23 protein-coding genes and 2 pseudogenes are annotated in these 23,940 nt (G+C 71.4%); 17 read left to right on the top strand and 8 right to left on the bottom strand.

Going from position 1 to position 23,940, the window contains the following annotated elements; translation table 11 throughout:
* The first annotated feature begins 46 nt into the window (after positions 1-46).
* On the top strand, positions 47-1,180 hold the full coding sequence (locus tag VGR06_RS02610) for an MBL fold metallo-hydrolase (protein WP_327557295.1): 1,134 nt from the start codon (positions 47-49) through the stop codon (positions 1,178-1,180).
* A gap of 2 nt (positions 1,181-1,182) precedes the next feature.
* Here VGR06_RS02610 and VGR06_RS02605 read toward each other — a convergent pair whose 3' ends face one another.
* A complete protein-coding gene (locus tag VGR06_RS02605; RefSeq protein ID WP_327557294.1) occupies positions 1,183-2,133 on the bottom strand; it encodes an RNA polymerase subunit sigma-70 in 951 nt (316 codons plus the stop codon).
* A gap of 99 nt (positions 2,134-2,232) precedes the next feature.
* Here VGR06_RS02605 and VGR06_RS02600 point away from each other — a divergent pair, with 99 nt between their 5' ends.
* The 3 genes from VGR06_RS02600 to VGR06_RS02590 are packed head-to-tail and all read left to right on the top strand — an operon-like array spanning position 2,233 to position 4,829.
* On the top strand, positions 2,233-2,598 hold the full coding sequence (locus VGR06_RS02600; RefSeq protein WP_327557293.1) for a nuclear transport factor 2 family protein: 366 nt from the start codon (positions 2,233-2,235) through the stop codon (positions 2,596-2,598).
* Positions 2,599-2,653: 55 nt separating this feature from the next.
* Positions 2,654-4,003, top strand: a complete 1,350-nt coding sequence (locus tag VGR06_RS02595) for an amidase (RefSeq protein ID WP_327557292.1) — start codon at positions 2,654-2,656, stop codon at positions 4,001-4,003.
* On the top strand, positions 3,993-4,829 hold the full coding sequence (locus tag VGR06_RS02590; protein ID WP_327557291.1) for a MerR family transcriptional regulator: 837 nt from the start codon (positions 3,993-3,995) through the stop codon (positions 4,827-4,829). The genes VGR06_RS02595 and VGR06_RS02590 overlap by 11 nt, the downstream gene beginning before the upstream one ends.
* An 81-nt stretch (positions 4,830-4,910) precedes the next feature.
* On the opposite strand, the gene VGR06_RS02585 is transcribed toward VGR06_RS02590, so the two are convergent.
* Positions 4,911-5,765: a hypothetical protein gene (locus VGR06_RS02585; protein ID WP_327557290.1), complete on the bottom strand. Its 855-nt coding sequence runs from the start codon at positions 5,763-5,765 to the stop codon at positions 4,911-4,913.
* Between the two features lie 610 nt (positions 5,766-6,375).
* Between VGR06_RS02585 and aspS the strand changes: the two genes are divergently transcribed.
* The 4 genes from aspS (at position 6,376) to VGR06_RS02565 (ending at position 11,303) form a co-directional block, all read left to right on the top strand.
* Positions 6,376-8,151 (top strand): aspartate--tRNA ligase, encoded by a 1,776-nt coding sequence (aspS, locus tag VGR06_RS02580; RefSeq protein ID WP_327557289.1) that lies wholly within the window; start codon positions 6,376-6,378, stop codon positions 8,149-8,151.
* Positions 8,152-8,244: 93 nt separating this feature from the next.
* On the top strand, positions 8,245-9,186 hold the full coding sequence (locus VGR06_RS02575) for a DUF389 domain-containing protein (protein ID WP_327557288.1): 942 nt from the start codon (positions 8,245-8,247) through the stop codon (positions 9,184-9,186).
* A 90-nt stretch (positions 9,187-9,276) separates the two neighbouring features.
* Positions 9,277-10,473: a hypothetical protein gene (locus VGR06_RS02570; RefSeq protein WP_327557287.1), complete on the top strand. Its 1,197-nt coding sequence runs from the start codon at positions 9,277-9,279 to the stop codon at positions 10,471-10,473.
* A gap of 29 nt (positions 10,474-10,502) precedes the next feature.
* Complete coding sequence (locus VGR06_RS02565) at positions 10,503-11,303, top strand: SGNH/GDSL hydrolase family protein (RefSeq protein ID WP_327557286.1); 801 nt, start codon at positions 10,503-10,505, stop codon at positions 11,301-11,303.
* On the opposite strand, the gene ssuE is transcribed toward VGR06_RS02565, so the two are convergent.
* A complete protein-coding gene (gene ssuE, locus VGR06_RS02560; RefSeq protein ID WP_327557285.1) occupies positions 11,251-11,823 on the bottom strand; it encodes an NADPH-dependent FMN reductase in 573 nt (190 codons plus the stop codon). The two genes, VGR06_RS02565 and ssuE, sit on opposite strands and share 53 nt — an antisense overlap.
* Before the next feature lie 66 nt (positions 11,824-11,889).
* Between ssuE and VGR06_RS02555 the strand changes: the two genes are divergently transcribed.
* Entirely contained in the window at positions 11,890-12,219 is a 330-nt protein-coding gene (locus VGR06_RS02555; protein WP_327557284.1) for a TfoX/Sxy family protein, read from the top strand.
* Here VGR06_RS02555 and VGR06_RS02550 read toward each other — a convergent pair.
* Together VGR06_RS02550 and VGR06_RS02545 are read right to left on the bottom strand one after the other, a co-directional pair.
* Positions 12,209-12,958 (bottom strand): metallophosphoesterase family protein, encoded by a 750-nt coding sequence (locus VGR06_RS02550; protein ID WP_327557283.1) that lies wholly within the window; start codon positions 12,956-12,958, stop codon positions 12,209-12,211. The two genes, VGR06_RS02555 and VGR06_RS02550, sit on opposite strands and share 11 nt — an antisense overlap.
* A 134-nt stretch (positions 12,959-13,092) precedes the next feature.
* The gene (locus VGR06_RS02545) at positions 13,093-13,920 is read right to left on the bottom strand and encodes a DUF559 domain-containing protein (protein WP_327557344.1); all 828 of its coding nucleotides are present in this window, start codon (positions 13,918-13,920) and stop codon (positions 13,093-13,095) included.
* 306 nt (positions 13,921-14,226) lie between these two features.
* Here VGR06_RS02545 and VGR06_RS02540 point away from each other — a divergent pair, with 306 nt between their 5' ends.
* Entirely contained in the window at positions 14,227-15,591 is a 1,365-nt protein-coding gene (locus tag VGR06_RS02540) for a replication-associated recombination protein A (RefSeq protein WP_327557282.1), read from the top strand.
* Between the two features lies 1 nt (position 15,592).
* Here the strand turns inward: VGR06_RS02540 and VGR06_RS02535 are convergent, their stop codons facing one another.
* Positions 15,593-16,462 carry a class I SAM-dependent methyltransferase gene (locus VGR06_RS02535; protein WP_327557281.1) on the bottom strand — a complete coding sequence of 290 codons (870 nt, stop codon included), beginning with the start codon at positions 16,460-16,462 and terminating at the stop codon, positions 15,593-15,595.
* Positions 16,463-16,647: 185 nt separating this feature from the next.
* Here VGR06_RS02535 and VGR06_RS02530 point away from each other — a divergent pair, with 185 nt between their 5' ends.
* The 7 genes from VGR06_RS02530 to VGR06_RS02500 all read left to right on the top strand — a co-directional run bounded on the left by VGR06_RS02530 (position 16,648) and on the right by VGR06_RS02500 (position 23,188).
* The gene (locus VGR06_RS02530; RefSeq protein ID WP_327557280.1) at positions 16,648-17,055 is read left to right on the top strand and encodes a DUF948 domain-containing protein; all 408 of its coding nucleotides are present in this window, start codon (positions 16,648-16,650) and stop codon (positions 17,053-17,055) included.
* Positions 17,055-17,333 carry a hypothetical protein gene (locus VGR06_RS02525; protein ID WP_327557279.1) on the top strand — a complete coding sequence of 93 codons (279 nt, stop codon included), beginning with the start codon at positions 17,055-17,057 and terminating at the stop codon, positions 17,331-17,333. Before VGR06_RS02530 ends, VGR06_RS02525 begins: the two co-directional genes overlap by 1 nt.
* A gap of 62 nt (positions 17,334-17,395) precedes the next feature.
* Positions 17,396-20,056: an alanine--tRNA ligase gene (gene alaS / locus VGR06_RS02520; RefSeq protein WP_327557278.1), complete on the top strand. Its 2,661-nt coding sequence runs from the start codon at positions 17,396-17,398 to the stop codon at positions 20,054-20,056.
* Positions 20,053-20,535: a Holliday junction resolvase RuvX gene (gene ruvX, locus VGR06_RS02515; protein WP_327557277.1), complete on the top strand. Its 483-nt coding sequence runs from the start codon at positions 20,053-20,055 to the stop codon at positions 20,533-20,535. The genes alaS and ruvX overlap by 4 nt, the downstream gene beginning before the upstream one ends.
* Complete coding sequence (locus tag VGR06_RS02510) at positions 20,528-21,748, top strand: endolytic transglycosylase MltG (protein WP_327557276.1); 1,221 nt, start codon at positions 20,528-20,530, stop codon at positions 21,746-21,748. The genes ruvX and VGR06_RS02510 overlap by 8 nt, the downstream gene beginning before the upstream one ends.
* On the top strand, positions 21,738-22,589 hold the full coding sequence (locus tag VGR06_RS02505; RefSeq protein WP_414637134.1) for a shikimate dehydrogenase: 852 nt from the start codon (positions 21,738-21,740) through the stop codon (positions 22,587-22,589). The genes VGR06_RS02510 and VGR06_RS02505 overlap by 11 nt, the downstream gene beginning before the upstream one ends.
* 14 nt (positions 22,590-22,603) lie before the next feature.
* A complete protein-coding gene (locus tag VGR06_RS02500; RefSeq protein ID WP_327557275.1) occupies positions 22,604-23,188 on the top strand; it encodes a GrpB family protein in 585 nt (194 codons plus the stop codon).
* Between the two features lie 31 nt (positions 23,189-23,219).
* Here the strand turns inward: VGR06_RS02500 and ssb are convergent.
* Positions 23,220-23,606, bottom strand: a pseudogene (ssb, locus tag VGR06_RS02495) (single-stranded DNA-binding protein); the annotation flags it as partial.
* A gap of 135 nt (positions 23,607-23,741) precedes the next feature.
* Positions 23,742-23,940, bottom strand: a pseudogene (locus VGR06_RS02490) (transposase); the annotation flags it as partial.

Here is a 23,940-nt window from a genome sequence, read left to right as displayed (position 1 = left end):
GGGGTGTACGCAGGTAGAGGGGTTGCTGAGGGAAAGGACACCGCTCGTGTACCGGTTGCCCGCTGTGGTTCGGCGCTCCGCCTTGCTCGTGCCGGTCGGTGCCGCGACCGCGCTCGCCCGGGCCGCGTGGGACGTCCCGGCCGCGCTCGGGGCGCGCCCGGCCGGCGCCCGGCTCGACCGGATGCTCGCGTCGCCGCGGTTCCGGGACGGCGCGTTCCACAACGAGGTGCCGGCGGGGATCGCGGCGGCGTCGAGCGGGCCGGGCATTCTGCGGGAGATGGTGCGGGGCAAGGAGATTCGGCGGCCACGCGGGCCGGTCCCGCTGATGGCGCCGGACGCCTCCGAGCTCGCCGCGCCGCCGGCGGACGGGCTGCGGGTCACCTGGCTCGGGCACGCCACCGCGCTGGTCGAGATCGAGGGCCGGCGGGTGCTGTTCGACCCGGTGTGGAGCGAGCGGGTGTCCCCGTCGCAGGCGGTCGGTCCGCGCCGGCTGCATCCGGTACCGCTGGCGCTGGAGGACCTCCCACCGCTGGACGCGATCGTGATCTCCCATGACCACTACGACCACCTCGACATGCGCACGATCCGGCGGCTCGCGGCGAGCCAGCCGAGCTCGCCATTCGTGCTGCCCCTGGGTGTGGGCGCGCACCTGGAGCGCTGGGGCGTCCCGGCCGGGCGGATCGTCGAGCTGGACTGGGAGGAGCGGGCCACCGTCGCCGGGCTGGAGCTGATCGCCACCGCGGCGCGGCACTTCTCCGGCCGCCGCCGGCCCGCCGAGAACAGCACGCTCTGGGCGTCCTGGGTGGTGGCCGGCCCGAACCGCCGCGTGTTCTACACCGGCGACTCCGGATTCTTCGACGGCTACGCCAGGATCGGCGCCGAGCACGGCCCCTTCGACCTCACCCTCGTTCAGGTCGGCGCCTACTCGCCGTACTGGCCGGACATCCACATGACCCCCGAGGAAGGCATCGCCACACACCTCGCCGTCCGCGGCGGCCTGCTCGTCCCGGTGCACTGGGCCACCTTCAACCTCGCCCTGCACTCCTGGTCCGAGCCGGTCGAGCGGGTCCTCGCCGACGCCGCCGACCGCGGCGTCCGGGTGGCCGTGCCGCGCCCCGGCCAACTCCTCGACGTCGACGCCCTCCCCGAACCCGACACCTGGTGGCGCACCGTCGCCTGACGTCAGGGTCGCAGGGCGAAGGCCTGATCCAGCAACGGGTCCGCCACCGTCGGAAAGCCGGTGATGGTGGCGATCGCGCCATCGATCAGCTCGAAGACCATGACGCCGTAGGGCTGCGGCCCATCGGGGCCGGCGTCGAAGGCGGCCACGGCCGGCTGTCCGTTCGCCGCGGTGATCACCAGGCGCATCTGTTCGAACGCGCCACCCGCCGGCACGGTGGTGAAGAACCCCAGCACCGCGTCGCGGCCGTGGAACGCCAGCTCCACGGGCGGCATGCGCAGCTCCACGTCGTCTCGGAGCAGCATGGCCAGGCCGGAGACGTCGCGGCGGTGCCAGGCGTCCACGAACCGGGCGAGCACCCGGCGGTCCTCGGCGTCGAGCGGGCGCCGGGCACCCTCGGGCAGCGCCGCGCGCAGCGTCACCCTGGCCCGCTGCAGCGCGCTGTTCACCGCGGCCACGCTGGTTTCCAGCAGCGCGGCCACTTCCCCGGCCCGCCAGGCCAGCACGTCGCGCAGGATCACGGCGGCCCGCTGGGTGGCGGGCAGCAGCTGCAGCGCGGCGACGAAGGCGAGCGACACCGACTCGCGGCGCTCGGCCACGGCGGCCGGGTCGGCGCCGGCGGGCAGCGCGTCGAGCAACCGGTCCGGGTACGGCTCCAGGTAGTTGATCTCCGCGACGGTGCCGGGCCGCCTCGCCCGCGCGTCAATGATCTTGAGCGAGGTGGTGGTGGCGATCCGGTACAGCCAGTGCCGCAGCGGCGCCCGGGCCTCGAACCCGTCGAGGTGCCGCCAGGCCCGCAGCAGCACCTCCTGCATGGCCTCCTCGGCGTCGTGGTACGAGCCGAGCATCCGGTAACAGTGCAGGTGCAGGGCCGGCAGGTGCGGCGCCACGAGCTCGCGGAACGCGTCGCCGTCGCCCGACCGCGCGGCCACCAGCAGCGCCGGCTCGATCATGGGCAGCAATCTACGCGCGCGCCGATGAGTTCTCGCCGCGTCCCGGATCAGACGGGGCGAACGGCCGCACCCCGCGGCCCGAACCCGAGGAGAACCACGATGGATCCCCGAACCACGGCCAACCTCTACTACGACGCCTGGCGGAACCGGTCCGGCGACATGACCGGCGTCCCGCTCGCCGAGGACTTCACCTTCACCGGCCCGGTGGCCAGCTTCGACTCCGCGGCGGGCTACCGCGCGATGGCCAGCCAGGCCGGCGCCGCGGTGCGCAACTTCACCGTCCGGCACCAGTTCACCGACGGCGACCTGGTCTGCTCGGTGATCGACTGGGAGATGGCCATGCTGCCCGGCGTGCTCACCGCCGCGGAGGTGCTGGAGATCCGGGACGGCACGATCGTCCGCGGCGAGCTGATCTACGACGCCGAGGACCTGCGCAAGGCCATGGCCTCCTCGCCCGCGCCCTGACCGGGAACGGCACCGTCTTGCCCTTGCCCCTGGGGCAGGGGCAAGACTCGCCGGCATGACCGCAGGTGAACTGGCCGGACGGATCCGGCAGGGCGAGCTGACCGCCGTGGAGGTGCTCGAGGCGCACCTGGAGCGCATCGCGAAGTACGACCCGGGGCTGAACGCCGTCGTCTCCCTCGACGCCGACCGTGCCCGCGAGCAGGCCGCGGCGGCGGACGAGGCGGTGCGGCGCAAGGAGGTCCTCGGTCCGCTGCACGGGGTGCCGATGACGCTCAAGGACGGGCACGACGTGGCCGGGATGCGGACCACGGCGGGGACGCCGGTGCTGGACCGGGTGCCGGAGCGGGACGGCACGGTGGCGGCGCGGCTGCGGGCGGCCGGCGCCATCATCATGGGGCACACGAACGTGCCGCCGTGGTGGATGGACTACAAGTCCGAGAACCCGATCTTCGGGCGGACCTCGAACCCGTGGGACACCACGCGCACGCCGGGCGGGTCGAGCGGGGGAGCGGCGGCGGCGCTCGCGGCCGGGCTGACCCCGCTGGAGATCGGCTCGGACCTGGCCGGCTCCATCCGGCTGCCGGCCCACTTCTGCGGGGTGTACGGCCTGAAGACCACCGAGCACCGCGTCTCCCTGCACGGCTGCCTGACGCCACCGTTCGACGGGCCGCGCCCGGTGCGGATCATGGGGACGATCGGACCGATGGCCCGCGACCTGGACGACCTCGAGCTGGCACTGTCGATCATCGCCGGCCCGGACGGGGTGGACGGCGACATCCCACCGGTCCCGCTCGGCACCCGGCGGCGGCGCGAGCTGGCCGGCCTGCGCCTGGCGGTGGCGCCCGCGCTGCCTGGCATGGATGTCCGGAAACCCTTGCGGGACCAGGTGGAGCGCATCGCCGCGGCCGCGTCCGACGCCGGTGCGCAGGTCGAGGAGCGGCTACCCGGCATCGACTGGTCCGCGATGAACGAGCTGTTCGGCGCGCTGCTGTTCACGATCACCGGAATCTTCGACCCCGCCTCGGAGCTCCCCGCCGAGCGCCGCACCCTGGGCTGGTACCTGACCGCGCTGGCCGAACGCGACCGGTTCACCGCCGCCTGGGAGGCGTTCTTCGACGGGTTCGACGCGCTGCTCCTGCCGCCCGCGCTGTCGACGGCTTTCGCCCATGAGGCAACGGGTTACGACCCCGAAGGCCAGATGCTCGCGTTCGCCAACCTGACCGGGCAGCCCGGCCTGGTCGCACCGGCCGGGTTCGACGCGGACGGGCTCCCGGTCGGTGTGCAGCTCGTCGGGCCGCGCTGGGCGGAGCTCACGCTGCTGGACATCGCGGACGCGTTGGAACGCGGCGACGTTCTGCCGGGCTTCCGTGAGCCCCCGAACTACGCTCTGGGCGGTGAGCGATGATGATGGACGGCTCTCCATCGGCGTGTTCGGACGCCGGTCCAGGCTGTCGCAGAAGGCGCTGCGGCTCTACGACCGGCTCGGCGTGCTCACCCCGGCCGAGGTCGACGAGCACTCCGGCTACCGCTGGTACCGGGAGAGCCAGCTGGAGACCGCGCGCCTGGTCGCCATGCTCCGCCGGCTGGACATGCCGCTGGCCCAGGTCGGCGCCGTGGTGGCGGCACCGCGCGCCGAGGCGGCCGAGCTGGTCGCCCGGTACTGGGAGGCGACCGAGCGCCGGCTGGCCTCGCAGCGCGAGCTGGCCGCGCACCTGCGGCTGACCCTGTCCGGCGCGGACCCGTTCGGGATGTACCAGGTGCACCGGCGGGACGTGGCCGGGCAGGTGGTGCTGGCCGAGCGGCGGCACGTGCTGGTGCCGCAGCTCTCGCCGTGGATCGAGGCGGCCATGTCCCGGCTGGTCGAGCTGGCCGAGCACCACGGCGGCGTTTCCGGCGACGCGTTCGTCGTCTACTACGGCGAGGTCAACGAGGACAGCGACGGCCCGGTCGAGTGCTGTCTCCCGGTCAGCCCCGACACACCGGGCGCGCCGGTACGGACCGAGCCCGCGCACCACGAGGCGTACGTCCGGCTGACCCGGGCCCAGGTCGAGTACCCGCAGATCCTCTCCGCCTACGACGCGGTGGCCCGGTGGATCACCGCGCGCGGCCACGCGTTCGACGGCGCCCCGCGGGAGGTCTACTTCGCCGACTTCCACACCGCCAACCCAGACGACGAGATCTGCGACGTCGCCTTCCCCATGACCCCGCCACCGCACCTCAGGGGACCGTGACGCAACTCAGCCACATCCAACCCGATGACCGCCGCGTTTCCCAGGAACGCAACGACAGCAGTTAAATTCCGGAGAGGCGGCTCAGCGAGGCGGCTCAGCCCATTCCCAGCGGACGCAGAAGATGCCGGGGCCGAAGTCGAGGGCGACGGCATGGCCGTGGCCTTCGGCGTTGACCTCGACGCGGCGGCGGCTGGTGATCTGGTTGTCCGGATCGGCGGTGTACTGCTCGCAGTAGCGGGGCAGCATGCGCGGGTCGAACCGGAGCTCGAGCACGAACTCGCGGACCGGCGTGGTGAACTTGCGGCAGTAGCTGTCGTCGCCCCGGGAGTACGGCGGGCCGGGGTGGGTGAGCGAGTAGTCCAGGATCACCGTCTCGCCGCGGTGCAGCGGCTGCTCCAGCAGGATCTCGGCGGCCACGATGCCGGCGGCGTGGTCGTGGGCCACCCGGCCGATCTGGCAGCCCTGCGACGCGGTGATCTCCGGGAACGGCCGGCCGGGGCGCTCCAGGTCGTAGACGCAGAGGGTGCGCTCCGCCCCGTCCCGCTCGGCGCGCAGCACCTGCCGGACGCTGATCCGCTTCTCACCCTGGTCGGCGGCCAGCTCCATGACGTCCTGCTGGCTGATCCGGGTGAGCGCGGCCTCGGTGGTGAAGTCGATCCGCTTGAGCAGGTTCGACACCTGCTCGGACTTGGTCCACAGCGCCTCGATGGGCAGCCGGTTGGACTCGCGGTTGGCCCGGCCGCGCGGGCGGGGCGGGCCGAGCAGGGCCATCAGGGAGCCCGGCGCGACCCCGAGCACCGACTCCAGGTGCCCGAGCGCGGCCAGGGACTCGGCGCGCTCCGGCCTTCGGCGGCCGGACTGCCAGTAGCTCAGGGCGGTCACGCTGACCGAGACGCCGCGGGAGCGCAGCCGGTACTGGATCCGGTCCAAACTCAACCCGCTGGCCTGGATTGCCGCTCGCAAAGCCGTGGGAAATGCGTCCGCTACCAGGGATTCCGGTTGTTCGGCAACAATTGCACGCTGCAAGCTGCCGCCTTGGTGGAGTTGGACTGGTTCGCGGGTGATGCCGCTACCCATGTGTTCTCCCCTGGATTACCTAAGGCCTTGGGCTGACCATACGGCGTGCGGTCGCCGGTGGGTAGCGATCCCGTTAAATCTGCGTGTGAACAGTTAGCTACGTCCGGTGACCGAACACTCACCGGGCCGCGGCCTGGTCACAGCCTGCCACCACCAACCCCGCCGGCGGCTCATGCCGGTGTGTTGGCCTGGTGCGATGGTGTGTTGGCGCGTCGCGTCGGTGTGTTGGCCTGTCACGGCGGGTGGCGTGGGGCCGGCTGGATCGGGTCGTTGACGAGGCGTCGGTGGCCGTGCGCGTCAGGTGCCAACGTGGCAACGCCAGCAAACAATAGAGCGACGCCAGCGGCCAACACGGCGACGCCAGGCGCAAACACACCGGGGGAAGCGGGAAACCTGCTGGACGGCGGTCACACCCGGTTAGCTAGCCTCTTACTTGCGGAAAGTCCGCACGCAGCTGAGAGGGCCGACGTTGATCCGCACCCATGAGGCCGGGACACTCCGGGCCGACCACGCCGGGCAGACCGTCACGCTGAGCGGCTGGGTGGCGCACCGGCGCGATCATGGCGGCGTGATCTTCGTCGACCTCCGGGACGCCTCCGGGGTGGCGCAGGTGGTGTTCCGCGAGGGAGAGATGGCCGAGCGGGCGCACCACCTCCGCGCCGAGTTCTGCGTGCGCGTCGTCGGTGAGGTGGCGCGGCGACCCGAGGGCAACGAGAACCCCGAGCTGGCCACCGGTGAGATCGAGGTGCTGGCCACTGAGCTGGAGGTGCTCAGTGAGGCCGCGCCGCTGCCGTTCCCGACCGACGAGCACCTCACCGTCGGCGAGGAGATCCGGCTCAAGCACCGCTACCTCGACCTGCGCCGGCCCGGGCCGGCCCGCGCGATGCGGATCCGCAGCGAGGCCAACCGGATCGCCCGGCAGCTACTGCACGGCGAGGGCTTCCTGGAGATCGAGACGCCCACGCTGACCCGGTCCACCCCCGAGGGTGCCCGCGACTTCGTCGTCCCGGCCCGGCTCAAGCCCGGTTCCTGGTACGCGCTTCCCCAGTCGCCCCAACTGTTCAAGCAGCTGCTCATGGTCGGCGGGCTGGAGCGGTACTACCAGATCGCCCGCTGCTACCGGGACGAGGACTTCCGCGCCGACCGCCAGCCCGAGTTCACCCAGCTCGACATCGAGATGAGCTTCGTCGAGCAGGACGACGTGATCGCGCTCGGCGAGCGGATCCTGGTGGCTCTCTGGCGGGAGCTGGCCGGATACGAGATCCCGCAACCGTTCCCGCGGATCACCTACACCGAGGCGATGGCCCGCTACGGCTCGGACAAGCCCGACCTGCGCCTGTCCACCGAGCTGACCGAGCTGACCGAGTACTTCGCCGACAGCCCGTTCCGGGTGTTCCACGCGCCCTACGTCGGCTCCGTCGTCATGCCCGGCGGCGCCAGCCAGCCGCGCAAGCAGCTCGACGCCTGGCAGGACTGGGCGAAGCAGCGCGGCGGCAAGGGTCTGGCCTACGTGCTCGTCAACGAGGACGGCTCGCTCGGCGGCCCGGTGGCCAAGAACCTCTCCGAGGCCGAGCGCGAGGGCCTGGCCAAGGCCGCCGGCGCGGAGCCCGGCGACTGCGTGTTCTTCGCCGCCGGCGCGCGCAGCGACGCCCGCGCGCTGCTCGGCGCCGCGCGGCTGGAGATCGGCCGGCGTTGCGGGCTGATCGACGAGTCGGCCTGGTCGTTCGTCTGGGTGGTCGACGCGCCGCTGTTCGAGGCCGCCGAGGAGGCCCGCAGCCACGGGGACGTCGCGGTGGGCAAGGGAACGTGGACCGCGGTGCACCACGCGTTCACCTCGCCGACCCCGGAGTGGCTGGACCGGTTCGAGGAGGACCCCGGCAACGCGCTGGCCTACGCCTACGACATCGTGCTCAACGGCGTCGAGCTGGGCGGCGGCTCCATCCGTATCCACCGGGGCGACGTGCAGGAGCGGGTGTTCCGGGTGATGGGCATCGAGCCCGAGGAGGCCCGGGAGAAGTTCGGCTTCCTGCTGGAGGGGTTCAAGTACGGCCCGCCCCCGCACGGCGGCATCGCCATCGGCTGGGACCGCACGGTCATGCTGCTGGCCGGGGAGAGCTCGATCCGCGAGGTGATCGCGTTCCCCAAGTCCGGCGGCGGCTACGACCCGCTCACCGGCGCGCCGGCGCCGATCACCGCCGAGCAGCGCAAGGAAGCCGGCGTCGACGCCAAACCCCAGGCCGGCTAGGAGTGCGCTGAATGCGTCTTTCCTCACCTCCAACGCGAGGAAAGACGCATTCATCGCACTCCTCAGCGCGATGAATGTTGAACGGAGGGCCTGGTGCTGCACATGCGGGTCGTCTCGCCGGAAGGGTCGACCGACGAGGTGCTGTCGATTCTGCGGGCCGAGCCGGGGGCCACCCATGTGCTCGCACTGCGTGGGGTCGTGGTCGAGCCGGCGGGTGACCTGGTCGAGGCCGACGTCGCCCGGGAGGCGGCCGACGAGGTGATCGCGGCGCTGTGCGCGCTGGGCATCGACCGTGCCGGCGGGATCACGCTGGAGCAGCTGGACACGTCGCTGTCCGACGCGGCGGACCGGGCCGAGGAGCAGGCGCCCGGGGACGCGGCGGACGCCGTGGTGTGGCAGGAGTTGCTGTCCCGCACCGGCGAGGAGTCCCGGCTGAACGTGACGTTCCTGGCGTTCCTGGCCATCGCCTGCCTGCTGGCCGCGGTCGGCGTGATCACCGACTCGGCCGTGACGATCGTCGGGGCCATGGTGGTCGGCCCGGAGTTCGGCCCGCTCGCCGCGATCGCGGTCGGCCTCGCCCGGCGCCGCTGGGACCTCATGCGCCGCGGTGCGCTGGCCATCGCGGTCGGGTTTCCGCTGGCCATCGGCATCACCGCGGCCGGCGCGGCGCTGGGCAGCGCGGTGAACCTGTTCGAGGCGAGCGTGCTGCGGGGGCCGCACGCGGTGGACTTCGTCTATCAGGTCGGCCCGTGGTCGTTCGTCGTCGCGGTGCTCGCCGGCGCGGCCGGGATGCTGTCCATGACCTCGGCGAAGTCCGCGGCGCTGGTCGGCGTGTTCATCTCGGTCACCACCGTGCCGGCCGCCGGCTACGCGGGCGTGGCGGCGATTCTCGGTCAGTGGGACCGGGTTGCCGACTCGGTGGGTCAGCTTGCCGTGAACATGGCCGGGATCGTGCTCGCCGCCGCACTGGTGTTGTTGCTGCGTAAGGGTGGTTGGCAGGTCGCCGATCCGGGCCGCCCGCTGTCCACCGGATGAGTGGGATCGCTTCGTACTGAATCGATTGACAAAGTTACCGTCGATACCAGGGAAACATGGACGGTCCCCGCGCGAGTAGGGTCGGAGGCGATGAGTGTGGACATCGCCGCCGACCCGCCGACCATCAATGACGATGCGGAGATCACGGCCACTGTGCTGGCGGCGGAGTCGCTGCTCGGCCGCCGGTTCGGTTCCCGGATCACCCTGGCCGACCCGGTCGACCTGGGCGGCAGCGAGCGGTCGATCGTGCTGCGGGTGAAGGTCGCGTCCGCCTCGTTCGCACTGCCCCGGACCCTGGTGCTCAAGCGGTACGTGCTGCCGCCCGACGAGCCGTGCGACAGCTTCGTCCGCGAGGCGGTGAGCTACCAGCTGTTCACGTCGCTCGCCAACGAGGACCGGGTGTGCCCGGAGCTGTTCGCGCACCAGGGCGAGCACCGGCTGCTGGTGATGGAAGATCTGGGCCGGGCGCCGACGCTGGCCGAGCGGCTGATGGGCAACGATCCCAAGGCCGCCGAGCGGGCGCTGCTGTCCTGGGCGCACTCGCTGGGCCGGCTGCACGCGACCACTGCCGGGCGGGAGGCCGACTTCGACGCGTTGCAGCGGCGGCTGGGTCAGCTCGGTTCGAAGGACCCGCTGGCCGAGGACGGGCCGGCCGCGCTGGACGAGTTGCCCGGGTTGCTGGAGGGCGAGCTGGGGTTGGCCACCTCGGCGGCGACGCTGGAGTGCGTGGAGCGGGCGCGGGGCCTGCTCGGCGCGGACCGGCACCGCGCGTTCAGCCCGTCGGACTCGTGCCCGGACAACAACCTCATCCAGAGCAAGGGCGTGCGCTTCCTCGACTTCGAGGGTGGCTGCGTGCGGAACATCCTGTTCGACGCGGCCTACCTGCGGGTGCCGTTCCCGGCCTGCTGGTGCGCGTTCGGGCTGCCCACCGGGATGACCGACGCGATGATCGCCGGGTGGCGCGCCGAGGTGAAGGCGATGTGGCCGGACCTCGGCGACGACGCCGTGCTGCGGCCCAGACTCGTTGACGCGCAACTGTTCTGGGTCTGGTTCACCACCTGGCAGCTGATGACCAACCCGGAGTTGGAAGGCTGCCCGCACGCCAAGCGCTCGATCGAGACGCCGGACCGGCCCTGGGTGCTGGCCGCACGGTGGCGCCGGCTGGCCAAGTACGCCGGGGCGGCCGGGGTGGAGCCGGTCGCCGAGCACGCCGAGCAGGTGGTGCGCGCGCTGGAGTCCCGGTTCGACGGTGATCTCTCGCTGCCGCTTTACCCTGCGTTCCGCTGATCGCCAACCCGGTCACCGATCGTGAGGTCATGACCGCGTGGATGGCGCGCAACCTGGTGGTACTCGGCGATTCGACGGCGGTGGGTCTGGGCGACCCGCTGCCCGGCGGCACCTGGCGGGGGGTCGGCCCGCTGCTGGCGGACGCCCTCGGGGCCCGGCTGACGAACCTGTCGTTCACCGGCGCACGGGTGGCGTGCGTGCGGAAGACCCAGCTGCCCGCGGCGTTGCGGGTTCGGCCGGACGCGGCCGTGGTGATCGTGGGTATGAACGACACGCTCCGCTCGGACTTCGATCCGGATGGCATGCGGGCGGATCTCGGTGCCGCGGTGGGGGAGTTGCGGGCCGCGGGCGCGGTGGTGCTGCTGGTGCGCTACCACGACCACGGCCGGGTGTTCCGGTTGCCGAAGGCGTTGCACCGGGCGCTGCGGGCGCGGATCGACCGGCTGAACGCGGTGATCGACGCGGCAGTGGCCGACCGTGGCTGCGGATACGTTGACCTGGACCGGATGCCGGGCGCGTACGAGGTGTCGTCGTGGAGCGTGGACCGGCTGCACCCGTCCGAGCTGGGGCACCGCATGCTGGCCGCCGAGTTCAGCGTCCTGCTGGCCGCGCGCGGGTGCGTGGTGCCGCGCCCGGTCAGCCTGGAGTGCTCCGGCGGGCTGGCGCCGACGCCCGCGCAGCACGTGGCCTGGTTGGTGCTGAAGGGAATTCCATGGGTTTGGCGGCGTGGCCGGGACCTGGTGCCCTACGCGCTGGCCGTGATGCTGCGCTCGCTGCTCACGCCCGAGCCGGTACTTGATCACCCTGAGCCGGCGTTGGAACACCCGTAAGTGCTGTGTCGAATGTGTCGACTGCGGCGCGCACCGCGGCATCGGCCCGCTCGGCGAGCGAGATCCCGTCCGCGGTCCGCTCGATGTCCTTGTCCATCACGAAAAGTCCGGGCACGACGTGGTAGGAGCCGAGCGCGGCGAGCACCGGGCGCAGCGCGTAGTCCAGCGCCAGCGTGTGCACCTCGCCCGCGCCGGTCAGCAGCGGCAACACGACCTTGCCGGCGAAAGCCATATGCGGCAACAGATCCAGCACGAGCTTGAGCACGCCGGTGTAGGCCGCCTTGTAGACCGCGGAGGCGACCAGGATGCCGTCCGCGTCGTGGATCGCGCCGACCACGTCCGCGATCGCGGGGTCGCCGGTGTCGGCTCCGATCAGCGCCTCGGCCGGCAGGTCCTCCCGGATGTTGACCACGCGGGTGTCGTGCCCGCGCTCGTCGAGGAGTGCGGCCAGGTACCGGGTCAGCGCCGCGGTCCGCGAGGTGTTCGACGGGCTGCCGGACAGGACGACGATCGTGGCCATGCCTCGCATCCGACCACCGGTGTGTTCGGCTGTCAAAGCGGTCGCGCGGGTGAGACCCTGTGCCGCATGGCGTACGACGAGGTGCTCGCCGGGCGGCTGCGGGACCTGCTCGGCGACGCGGCGGAGATCAGCGAGAAGAAGATGTTCGGCGGCCTGTGCTTCCTCGAGCACGGCCACATGATCGCCGGCATCATGGGCGACGGCATGATCGTCCGGGTCGGTGCGGAAGCCAAGGAGGCGGCGCTGGCCCGCCCGGGCGCCGGCGAGTTCGACTTCACCGGTCGCCCCATGCGCGGCTTCGTCGTCGTGGCCGGCGAGTACCTCGACGACGACCAGCTGGCCGAATGGCTCGAGGCCGGCCGGAAGTACGCGGCCTCCCTGCCCCCTAAGTCCTAGCCCGGAACGTCTCGAGGGCCTCCAGGTCCGACGGCGGCCGCCGCAGGTAGTGGTCGATGAACTCCTCGACCCCCGGGAAGTCGCACCCGGCGATGATCTTTGCCGCGGCCGCCTCGACGTCGAACTCCGTGCGCCGCAACTGAACCGCCGGGCCGCCACCGCCCAGCAGCGCCCAGTGCGCCCCCGTCGTGCCGTAGGGCATCCCGACCGACCCGGGGTTCACCACGGTCCGCCGGTCCACCAACCGCACGAACGGCATGTGCGTGTGCCCGCACACGACCGTCGGCGGCGCCCCCGCCAGCACCTCCCGCCACCGCTCCTCCCCGGAGTCCACCAGCACGATCTCCTCGTCGTCCCGCGGCGTCGCGTGGCAGAACAGCACCTCACCCAGCCCGCCGACCTCCAGCGTGACCGTCTTCGGCAACCCCGCGATCCGGTCGACCTGGTCCTCCCGCAACCGCCCGGCCCCCCACGCCGCCATCGTCAGGTTCGGCTCACCACCGCCCCGCTCCCCGCGCGCCAGCTCCACTGTGATCCGCTCGCAGTTCCCCCCGACCCACACCACCCGCTCACCCAGCGACTCGATCAGCTCAACCGTCTCCACCGGCATCGGCCCGACCACCAGATCACCAGGTAGCACAATGAGATCCGCTCCCCGCACGTCCGGCTCCGCCAGCACCGCCTCCAGCGCCGGCAGTACACAGTGGACATCCGAGAGCACCGCAACCCGATCGATCACGACTCCACCCTGGCCGCCCGCGCACCCCCACACCAGGTGAGTTCGCGTTCAGCGGAACCGACTTGTCGCGGGTACTTCCCACGACAAGTCCGTCCTGTCACGGGAACTTCCCGTGACAAGTCGGCAACGGCGGCCTATCGGCGGAGTGCGGCCGCGACGGTGGCGACGAAACTGTCCCGGCCGCGAGTTACGTCGGTCCAGGTGAAACGGAGAATCGTCCAGCCAAGCGAGGTCAATGCGTTCTGGCGCACCCGGTCGTTGTAGAGGGCGCGCGGCATCGCGTGAACATCGCGGCCATCGAGTTCGATGCCCACCTGTTGCCGGCGATATCCAAGGTCGAGGTAGGCCCGCCCGCCGGTGGGCAACTCGACCACCAGTTGCGGCTCTGGAGTCGGCAGCTTGGCGTCCATCAGCACCAGCCGCGCCTGGGTCTCGAGTGGCGACTGTGAGCGGGGATCCGCCGCGTTGAACCGGCTGCGCGCGCGGATGATCCACGGCGTACGCGTCAGCCGCCAGCTGGACAGATCCAGGTCGTCCCTGACCACGAGCTCGCGGCGCAAAGCATCCTCCACCGCGCAGACGGCGTCGAGTCTCGGCCACGATCGGCACAGGTCCACCAGCGTGCGCGCGACCGTCGTCACCGGAACGCCCTCGAGCACGACGACGTCGTCCTCCGGTAGACGGGCCGTGTGCAACTGCAGCCGGGGTCGATGCGGACGGCGCTCCGGGCGAGGGATGGTGATGTGCTCCCGGTCGTGAAGGTGCCCGGGTACCCGTAGTCCATGCACCAACGCCGCCGTGACGTGACTCGCGGCCGAATCGGGTTCGCTCACTGCCACGAGTGCGGCGCGTGCGGCCTCGAGTGCGCTCGCCGCCCGGCGATCAGGTAGGTACACGCCGCGCTGGAGAGCCACGATGATCTTTTGCCGAACGGCGTTGCGCACCACGTTCGACGTGGTCATCGTCGGCACCAGCGCTCGGCGCAGGATGAGTCCGTCGCGCAGGTTCGCCTGCCGCCACCACGTTTGCATGCGACCACCATGCGCAGTGCGGACCCGCCGGTCACGGTGTCCCCTCGCGCCTGTGGACACCCACCCGAGTTGTGGACAACTGCCCGCCCGAACCGGCTCACCCAGCCACCCCTGTGGTAGGGAGCCGACTTGTCGCGGGAACTTCCCGCGACAGGTGGGTCTTGTCGTGGGTACTTCCCGCGACAAGTCGGTTTGGGAAACCGGGGACGGCGGGGCAGGGGGGCGGGGGTAGCGTCGATGGTTGTGGAAGAGGGGCTTGACCTCGACTTGTTCGAGGCGCCGGACGGCGGCTTGGCCGCGCGGGATGCGCGGGTGCGGGCGAACACGCCGCTGGCGGTGCGGATGCGGCCGCAGTCGCTGGACGAGGTGGTGGGGCAGGGACATCTGCTGGGGGCGGGGTCGCCGCTGCGGCGGTTGGTGGAGGGGGCGGCGCCGGCGTCGGTGCTGCTGTACGGGCCGCCGGGGACCGGGAAGACGACGCTGGCGATGCTGGTGAGCAAGGCGATCGGGCGGCGGTTCGCGGCGCTGTCGGCGGTGTCGGCCGGGGTGAAGGAGGTGCGGGCGGTCATCGACGAGGCGCGGCGGCGGCTGGCGCACTCGGGGGAACCGACCGTGCTGTTCATCGACGAGGTGCACCGGTTCTCCAAGACCCAGCAGGACGCGCTGCTCGGCGCCGTCGAGGACCGGATCGTGCTGCTGGTGGCGGCCACCACGGAGAACCCGTTCTTTTCGGTGGTCTCGCCGCTGCTGTCCCGCTCCCTGGTGCTGCAGCTGCGCTCGCTGACCGACGAGGACGTGCGCGCCCTGATCCGCCGCGCGGTGACCGACGAGCGGGGACTCGCCGCCGCGGTCACCCTGGACGCCGACGCCGAGGACCACCTGGTTCGGCTGGCCGGGGGAGACGCCCGCCGCGCCCTCACCGCATTGGAAGCCGCCGCCGACTCCGCCGAGTCCACGCATGAGGGCCACATCGACCTGACCACCGTCGAGTCCACTGTGGACAAAGCAGCGGTCCGCTACGACCGCCAGGGCGACCAGCACTACGACGTGATCTCCGCGTTCATCAAGTCGCTCCGCGGGTCCGATGTGGACGCCGCGCTGCACTACCTGGCCCGGATGATCGAAGCCGGCGAGGACCCCCGCTTCATCGCCCGCCGCCTCGTCATCCAGGCCAGCGAAGAGGTCGGCATGGCCGACCCCACCGCGCTCCAGGTGGCCGTCGCCGCCGCCCAGGCCGTCCAGCTCATCGGCCTCCCCGAGTGCGCCCTCAACCTCGCCCAGGCCACCGTGCACATCGCCACCGCCCCCAAGTCCAACGCGGTCACCACCGGCATCTCCGCCGCCATGGCCGACATCCGCGAAGGCAGGATCGGCACCGTCCCCGCCCACCTCCGCGACGGCCACTATCCCGGCGCCAAGTCCCTCGGCAACGCCACCGGCTACCGCTACCCGCACGACGCCCCCGAAGGCATCCTCGCCCAGCAGTACCCACCCGACGAGCTCGTCGGCCGCGACTACTACCACCCCACCCAGCGCGGCGCCGAACGCCCGGTCGCCGAGCGCCTCCCCAAGCTCCGCAAGGCGGTGCGCGGGGAGGAGTGAGTCAGGCGACCCGCTCCAGCCACAGCCCGCTCGGGGTGTACTCGCCGGGGAACCGGGCCGCCACGTCCGGCATGGTCTTCCACACGAAGTCGAGGAACAGCCGCACCGCGAAGCGGTCGTTCAGCGTCAGGAACGCCCGGAGCAGGTAGTTCTCGTTCCAGTCCCGGCCCTCGTCGAGCCACTCGGTGGGGTACTCGAACGGCCAGAAGATGTCGTGGACGTGGACGAGCACCCCGACGCGGAGGCGGGGGAGCACCTCGAACAGCAGCCAGTTCACGTCGCTGCCGGGCTTGCTGACATGGGTGCTGTCGATGAACAGGATGTCGTTCGGTTGCAGCGCGTCGAAGACGTCGAGCGGAGTGTCCTGGACGGGCTCCCGGCGCAGCACCAGCTGCTCGTGATCACCGGGCCGGAGCAGCCCGAGCAGGCGGTCGGGGTAGGGCTCGATACAGGTGATGCACAGGTCGGGCAACGCCGCGTCCCGCGTGTCCAGGGCCACCGCGGTGGAGTAGCCCGAGCCCACCTCGATGATCGACTTCGGCCGGCGCAGCCGCAGCATGGCGTCGAAGGGAGCGGCCTCGGTCCGTGAGTACAGCATGTTGCCGGGCTGGAAACGCCGGCCGGAACCATTGGCCAGATAGTCGTCCCACAACGGGATCATCTGCTTGATCAGGTCGCGCTGCTCGCCGGCCCGCAGGTCGAAGCCCAGGAGCTCGGCACGGCTCGCGTTCGCCTTGGCCCGGGCCACGTCGGCAACACTGGCCAACGGCGAGTAGTAATGGCCGGGCGCCACCCACGGCGGCCGCCGCAGGACCGTTCCCACCGCGCGCGCCCGGCGCACCACCGGCCGGGCCGCATTCCTCCAGCCCATCCTGGTCCCCTCGCTCGACATGTCCGCTGTCGAGCGGGGGTCGCCCTGCGCTGTCGGCCCGTTACGGAGTGGCGCGGATATGTCCAGCGTTTGGCATCCGGTGTTGGCCGTGCCTGATCAGAGCCGGTGATCAGGCACGCGGTAGCCTGACCGCCAAGCCAAGGCACCCCAGGGTAGGAGGGCTCGTGTCAGCAGGGCAGTGGGCCGCGCTGATCGCTGCCGGCGCGTTCGTGCTGCTGGTGGTGTTCCTGGCGGTTGTGCTGATCAAGCTCGGCCGCACGCTGGACGAGGCCACGATCGCCATCCGCAAGGCGCACATGAACACGGATCCGTTGTTCACCGGGGCGAACACCACGCTCAACCACGTGAACACCCAGCTCGAGCGGGTCGACGGGATCACCGCGAACACCCAGGCGGTCACCGGCAACGTCTCCGCGCTCACCTCGGTGTTCACCGCCACGCTGGGCGGGCCGCTGGTGAAGGTGGCCGCCTTCTCCTACGGCGTGAACCGGGCGCTGAAGGCCCGGCGGAAGGCGAAGGCCGGTGCGGACGGCAAGCACGCCCGCAAGGCCCGGCGCAAGGGAGAACGCTGATGCGGCGGCTATTCTGGTTTGGAGCGGGTCTGGCCGCCGGCGTAGCGTTGACCCGCAAGGTCAGGAGCGTGGCCCGGCAGGCCACCCCGGCCGGCGTGGCGGCCAACCTGGGTGAGGCGATGCACGAGCTGGCCACCGCGGTCGGCACGTTCGGGGCGGATGTGCGCGCCGGGATGGCCGAGCGCGAGGAGGAGTTGTCCGAGATGGTCGAGCAGCGGTCCGGGGTGAGCCCGGTGACCCGCGGCGCCGGCGCGCGAGCTCGCCGGGCGAACGGCTGACGCAGCACCGCCGTTCGCCTGCGCCCGCCCAGACCCGCGACTGACCACAAAGGACACCAGCCGTGCAGACCCATGAGATCAGCAACCGGTTTCTGACCTATTTCAAGAATACCGGCCACACCGAGGTGTCCAGCGCCTCGCTCATTCTGGACGATCCGAACCTGCTGTTCGTCAACGCCGGGATGGTGCAGTTCAAGCCGTACTTCCTGGGCGAGGAACCGCCGCCCTATCCGCGGGCGACCAGCATCCAGAAATGCGTGCGCACCGGCGACATCGACGAGGTCGGCAAGACCACCCGGCACAACACGTTCTTCCAGATGGCCGGCAACTTCTCCTTCGGCGACTACTTCAAGGAAGGCGCGATCGAGCACGCCTGGAACCTGGCCACCGCGAGCCAGGCGGACGGCGGCTACGGCCTCGACCCGGGCCGCCTGTGGGCCACCGTCTACCACGACGACGACGAGTCGATCGCGTTGTGGCGCAAGATCTCCGGGCTGCCGGAGGAGCGCATCCAGCGGCGCGGCGCCGAGGACAACTACTGGGACATGGGCGTGCCCGGACCGGGCGGGCCGTGCTCGGAGATCTATTTCGACCGCGGCCCGGAATACGGCCGGGAAGGCGGTCCGGAGGCCGACGAGGACCGGTATCTCGAGTTCTGGAACCTGGTGTTCATGCAGGACATCCGGGGCGAGGGCAGCCCGAAGAAAGGCCACCCGATCCTCGGTGAGCTGCCGGCCAAGAACATCGACACCGGAATGGGTGTCGAGCGGGTGGCGATCCTGCTCCAGGGCGTGGACAACATCTACGAGACCGACCTGGTCGTGCCGGTGATCACCAGGGCGGAGGAGATGTCCGGCCGGCGGTACGGCGCCGACCTCGCCGACGACGTCCGGTTCCGGGTGATCGCCGACCACGCGCGCAGCGGCGTCCTGCTGATCGGCGACGGGGTCGTGCCCGGCAACGAGGGCCGCGGTTACGTGCTGCGCCGGCTGCTGCGCCGGATCGTCCGCTCGGTGCGGCTGCTCGGCGTGCAGGAGCCGGTGCTCGGCGAGTTCGCCGCGGTGGTGCGGACCACGATGGGCGCGTTCTACCCCAACCTGGTCAGCGACTTCGACCGGATCGACGCGATCGTGCGCAACGAGGAGGACACCTTCCTCAGCACGCTCACCAGCGGCTCGCGGATCTTCGACCTGGCCGCGACGGAGACCAGGCAGGGCGGCGGCGACGTGCTGCCCGGCGACAAGGCGTTCCAGCTGCACGACACCTACGGGTTCCCGATCGACCTGACCCTGGAGATGGCGGCCGAGCAGGGCCTCACGGTGGACGAGGAGGGCTTCCGCCGGCTCATGGCCGAGCAGCGCCAACGGTCCAAAGAGGACGCCGCGGCACGCAAGGTCGGACACGCCGGCGGTGGCGGCTACCGGTCCATCTTGGACGCTCACGGCACCACGGAGTTCCTGGGCTACAAGGATCTCGGCTCCGAGGCGCGGGTTGTCGGGCTGCTGGTCGGCGGCGAGCCGGCGCCTGCGGCCGGGGCCGGGGCCGAGGTCGAGGTGGTGTTGGACCGCACCCCGTTCTATGCCGAGGGCGGCGGCCAGCTCGCCGACACCGGCCGGATCCTCGCCGACGGCGCCGAGATCGAGGTGCACGACGTGCAGTCGCCGGTGGCCGGCCTGAACGTGCACCGCGGCAAGGTGCTCACCGGTGAGATCACCCTCGACCAGACCGTGCACGCCGAGGTCGACCCCAACCGGCGGCGGGCCGTGTCCCGGTCTCATTCGGCAACGCACCTGGTGCACGCGGGAGTCCGGCGGGCGCTGGGGACCCAGGCGGCACAGGCGGGTTCGCTGAACGCGCCCGGCCGGCTGCGGTTCGACTTCACCTCGCCCGGCGGCGCGGTCCCGCCCAGCGTGCTCGCCGACGTCGAGGACGAGGTCAACGACGTGCTGCTGCACGACTACGACGTGCGCGCGGAGATCACCACGCTGGACGAGGCGCGCAAGGCCGGCGCCATCGCGTTCTTCGGCGAGAAGTACGGCGACAAGGTCCGCGTGATCACCATCGGGGACTACTCCAAGGAGCTGTGCGGCGGCACCCACGTGCACCGCTCCGGCGAGATCGGCGTGGTCAAGCTGCTCTCCGAGGCGTCCATCGGCGCGGGTGTCCGCCGGGTCGAGGCGCTGGTCGGGCTGGACGCGTTCCGGTTCCTGGCCCGCGAGCACGTGCTGGTCGCGCAGCTCGCCGAGCAGTTCAAGGCGAAGCCGGAGGAGCTGCCGGAGCGGATCGGCGCCGTGGTGGAGAAGCTGCGCGTCGCGGAGAAGGAGCTGGAACGGCTGCGCGGCGCCCAGCTGCTGTCCTCCGCGGGCACGCTGGCCGAGCAGGCGGAGGACGTCAACGGCACCGCGCTGGTCGCGCTCGCCACGCCGGACGGGGTGGCCGGCAACGACCTGCGCACGCTGGCCGGCGAGGTGCGCAACCGGCTCGGCGCGCGGCCCGGCGTGGTCGCGCTGTTCTCCGCCGACGGCGCGAAGGTCAGCTTTGTGGTGGCCACCACCGCGGCCGCGCGGGACCGCGGGCTCGCGGCCGGCGGGCTGGTGCCCGCGTTCGCGCCGGCGATCGGTGGGCGGGGCGGCGGCAAGCCCGATCTCGCCCAGGGTGGCGGCACCAACCCGGCTGGGGTCGAGGAGGCGGTGCGGCTGCTGCGGAATGCGCTTATCGGGTGAACCCGGACAGGCCTGGTGAGCAGGACCCCGGCCCGGGCCGGCGGCTCGGCGTGGACGTCGGGTCGGTCCGGGTCGGGGTTGCACTGAGTGATCCGGGTCCGGTGCTCGCCACGCCGCTCGTTACCCTGTCCCGTGACGAGCGGTCGGGCCGCGACCTCGACCGGCTTGCCGAGCTCGTTGCCGAGTACGAGGTGGTCGAAGTGGTGGTGGGCTTACCGAGGACTCTCTCCGCTCGGCACGGCACCGCCGCCGAGCAAGCGGTGGCGTATGCAGGGGAATTGGGGGCTCGTATCGATCCGGTGCCGGTCCGGCTGGCTGACGAACGGTTGACCACGGTCAGCGCGTCCCGAATGCTCAGCGACCGGGGTGTGCGGGGCAGACGGCAGAGAGCGGTGGTTGACCAGGCCGCGGCCGTCGAGATCCTGCAGGCCTGGCTGGACGCCCGGATTGCCCTGCTGCGGAGGCGAAGTGGTGACTGACGAGCTCGGACTGTTCAGCGAGCGGCACACCGACCACGGGCGGTACCGCGCGGCGCGCCGGCGCCCGCCCAAGCGCCGAAAGAGCCGCCGGATCACCGTCTGGTTAGGCGTCCTGGTGGTGATCGGCCTGATCGGCGCCGGCGTCTGGTTCGGGCTCACCCAGGTGCTCGGCATCGACATCGGCGGCTACGACGACTACTCCGGCGCCGGCGAGAGCGACGTGGTGGTGGAGATCCCCGACGGCGCGTCCACCGCGGTGATCGCCGGGGTGCTGCACGACGGCGGCGTGGTGGCCAGCACCAAGGCGTTCGTGAAGGCGGCCGAGGGTGACAACCGCGTGCTCGGCATCCAGCCGGGCTTCTACGTGATGCGCACCCACGTGTCCGGCAAGGACGCGGTCACCCGGATCCTCACCCCGGACGCGCGCAAGGGGCGGCTGGAGATCCGCGGCGGGTACCAGCTCGACGACATCACCAAGCTGGACGGCGGCGTCGAGCCCGGCATCGTGAAGCGGCTCAGCACCGCCTCCTGCGCCGAGGTGAACGGCAAGAGCACTTGCGTGCCGGTGGAGGAACTGCGCAAGGTCGCCGAGACCGGGGACCTGGCCGCGCTCGGCGTGCCGGAGTGGGCGGTGCCGGACGCGTCCAAGCTGGAGCCCAAGCGGCGGCTCGAGGGTCTGGTGCAGCCCGGGGTGTACGACGTGAAGCCCGGGTCGACCGCGCAGGAGCTGTGGCAGAAGGTGATCTCCGAGTCGGCCACCCGGCTGCAGGCCATCGGCATGCCGAAGATGGCCTCGGACACCGGGTTCTCCGCCTATCAGGTGCTGGTGATGGCGTCGCTGATCGAGCGCGAGGGGATCGAGAAGGACTTCGCCAAGGTGTCCCGGGTGACCTACAACCGGCTCGCCGCCCAGCCGCAGATGAAGCTGGCCTACGACTCGACGGTCAACTACGTGCTGGACCGTCCGGCGATCCGGACGAAGGAGGCGGACCGCGCCAAGGCCGGTGCGTACAACACCTACGCGAACTTCGGCCTCCCACCCGGCCCGATCTCCTCGCCCAGCAAGGGGGCATTGGAGGCGGCGGCCAAGCCGGCGGACGGGAAGTGGCTGTTCTTCGTGCGCTGCCAGAAGGACGGCACCTCGTGCTTCGCCGAGACGGCGGAGCAGCACGACGCGAACGTCAGGCAGGCCCAGGCGAACGGTGCGTACTGAGCCACGTCGCGCGGCCGTGGTGGGCTCGCCGGTGTCCCACTCGCTGTCCCCGGTGCTGCACCTGGCCGCGTTCCGCGAGCTCGGGTTGCTGAATTGGACCTACGAGCGGATCGAGCGGGACGCGGACGGGTTGCCGGCGCTGGTGTCCGGGCTCGACGAGTCCTGGGTGGGTCTCTCGGTGACCATGCCGGGAAAGCACGCGGCGCTGCGGGTGGCGGACACCGCGACCGACCGGGCGGTCGCCGTCGGCGCGGCGAACACGTTGGTGCGCAAGGGTTCCGGCTGGCACGCGGACTGCACGGACGTGGACGGCGTGGTCGGCGCGCTGCGGGCCGGGGGCTTCCGGCCGGGCCCGCTCGGGGTGGTGCTGGGCGCCGGCGGCACCGCGTGCGCCGCGGTCGCGGGGCTGCGTGATCTCGGCGTGCGGTCGGTCTCGGTCGTCGTCCGGGATCCGTCCCGGGCCGGCGCGGCCGTCGCCTGCGCCGACCGGTTGGGCCTGCCGGTCACAGTTCTCCGCTGGACCTCCGCCGACCTCGCCGTGCTGGCCAAGGAGTCCGCCGTGCTGGTGAGCACGGTGCCCGCGGCCGCGATCGCACCGCATGTCGACGCCCTGGCCAGCGCCCCCTGCGTGCTCGACGTGATCTACCACCCGTGGCCGACGGCCCTGGCCACCGCCGTCCAGCGGCGGGGCGGAGTGCTCGTCACCGGGCTGGACATGTTGCTGCACCAGGCTTTCACCCAGGCCGAGCTGTTCACCGGCCACCCCGCGCCGCGCGCCGCCATGCGGACGGCCCTGCGCGAGGCGACCGGAAACACGCTCGAACTCCCGATCGCCGGCTGACTAGCCTGGCCCGCATGGCGAAGCTGGATGGTGACGACCTCATTGCCGCCGCGACCGTCGGCGAACTGAAACCGTACGCGGTGCAGGTCGTCCTCGAGGACTACAACCCGGACTGGCCGGCCTGGTACGCCGCCGACGAGGCCGCGATCCGCGCCGCCCTCGGCGACCTCGTCCTGCGCATCGAGCACACCGGCTCCACCTCCGTTCCCGGCCTCGCCGCCAAACCGATCATCGACATCCTCCTGGTGGTCCCCGACTCCGCCGACGAGCCCGCCTACGTCCCATCCCTCGAGCGCCTCGGCTACACCCTCCGCGTCCGCGAACCCGACTGGTACGAGCACCGCTGCCTGATCCAGCGCACCGAGAACGGCGCCCCGCACAGCATCAACCTCCACGTCTTCTCACCCGGCAGGTCCGACCCCGAGATCACCCGCATCCTCGCCTTCCGCGACCACCTCCGCACCCACAACGACGACCGCGCCCTCTACGAACGCACCAAACGCACCCTCGCCAAACGCAACTGGAAGTACGTCCAGCACTACGCCAATGCCAAGTCCGATATCGTCGAAGAAATCCTCACCCGCGCACTCGCCAGCTGACCGGCATCAGCGGGACTCGTCCACCGGACGATCAGAAAGGCGGCTCGACGTCCGCGGCGGGACCGGTGGGCACTGACGCGGATTGCCAGGGGTCATCAGGCGCAGCGTTCACCGCGCTGCCGCGGCTGACCTTGTTGACTCTCGCCGTCGCATACCGCAACGCCGGGCCGACCTCGTCGACCTGCACCTCGACCACCGTTCGCTTGGCGCCCTCCCGGGTCTCGAACGACCGCTGCACCAGCCGACCCTGAACCAACACCCTCGCTCCCCGGGTGAGGCTCTCGGCGACGTTCTCGGCGTACTGGCGCCACACGGTGCAGCGCAGGAATGTGGTCTCGCCGTCCTTCCATGCGCCATTCTGCTCGTCGAACGTCCGCGGCGTGCTCGCCACGGTGAAGTTCGCGACCGCCGCGCCGGATGTCGCAACTGCCGTGGGTTGCGCGCAGGCTGGTTGCTGCTGGTCTGGCGTTCGACCAGGCCATCGTGGGTTCACCGGTGGCCGGCGAAAGGTTGACCCTCCGTCGGGATTCCCGACAGGTCTCTGGTATGAGTCTTATTCAAAACCCCACTTGATCGAGAAGAAGAACAATGCTCGGGCAGCATCGAACGCGTCCCGGTATGTGGTGTAGGGGCGTCGGTAGTCGGTGTGAAGTATCCGCCAGTTCTTGAAGTGTGCCACGACCCGCTCGATGGGTGCGCGGAGTGCGGATAGTGCCGTGTTGGCTGTCTTTTCGCCTTTGCTGAGTTTTCGG

The sequence above is a fragment of the Actinophytocola sp. genome (assembly GCF_036002505.1).
In the GTDB taxonomy this organism is placed as follows: Bacteria; Actinomycetota; Actinomycetes; order Mycobacteriales; family Pseudonocardiaceae; genus DASYTH01.
This window is presented reverse-complemented; position numbering and strand designations above follow the sequence as displayed.

Coding starts and splice junctions, on each gene's coding strand:
- VGR06_RS02605 (WP_327557294.1), bottom strand. CDS start 2,133: ATGATCGAGCCGGCGCTGCTGGTGGCCGCGCGGTCGGGCGACGGCGAC.
- VGR06_RS02600 (WP_327557293.1), top strand. CDS start 2,233: ATGGATCCCCGAACCACGGCCAACCTCTACTACGACGCCTGGCGGAAC.
- VGR06_RS02595 (WP_327557292.1), top strand. CDS start 2,654: ATGACCGCAGGTGAACTGGCCGGACGGATCCGGCAGGGCGAGCTGACC.
- VGR06_RS02570 (WP_327557287.1), top strand. CDS start 9,277: ATGAGTGTGGACATCGCCGCCGACCCGCCGACCATCAATGACGATGCG.
- VGR06_RS02565 (WP_327557286.1), top strand. CDS start 10,503: ATGACCGCGTGGATGGCGCGCAACCTGGTGGTACTCGGCGATTCGACG.
- ssuE (WP_327557285.1), bottom strand. CDS start 11,823: ATGGCCACGATCGTCGTCCTGTCCGGCAGCCCGTCGAACACCTCGCGG.
- VGR06_RS02555 (WP_327557284.1), top strand. CDS start 11,890: ATGGCGTACGACGAGGTGCTCGCCGGGCGGCTGCGGGACCTGCTCGGC.
- VGR06_RS02545 (WP_327557344.1), bottom strand. CDS start 13,920: ATGACCACGTCGAACGTGGTGCGCAACGCCGTTCGGCAAAAGATCATC.
- VGR06_RS02540 (WP_327557282.1), top strand. CDS start 14,227: ATGGTTGTGGAAGAGGGGCTTGACCTCGACTTGTTCGAGGCGCCGGAC.
- VGR06_RS02535 (WP_327557281.1), bottom strand. CDS start 16,462: ATGGGCTGGAGGAATGCGGCCCGGCCGGTGGTGCGCCGGGCGCGCGCG.
- VGR06_RS02525 (WP_327557279.1), top strand. CDS start 17,055: ATGCGGCGGCTATTCTGGTTTGGAGCGGGTCTGGCCGCCGGCGTAGCG.
- VGR06_RS02500 (WP_327557275.1), top strand. CDS start 22,604: ATGGCGAAGCTGGATGGTGACGACCTCATTGCCGCCGCGACCGTCGGC.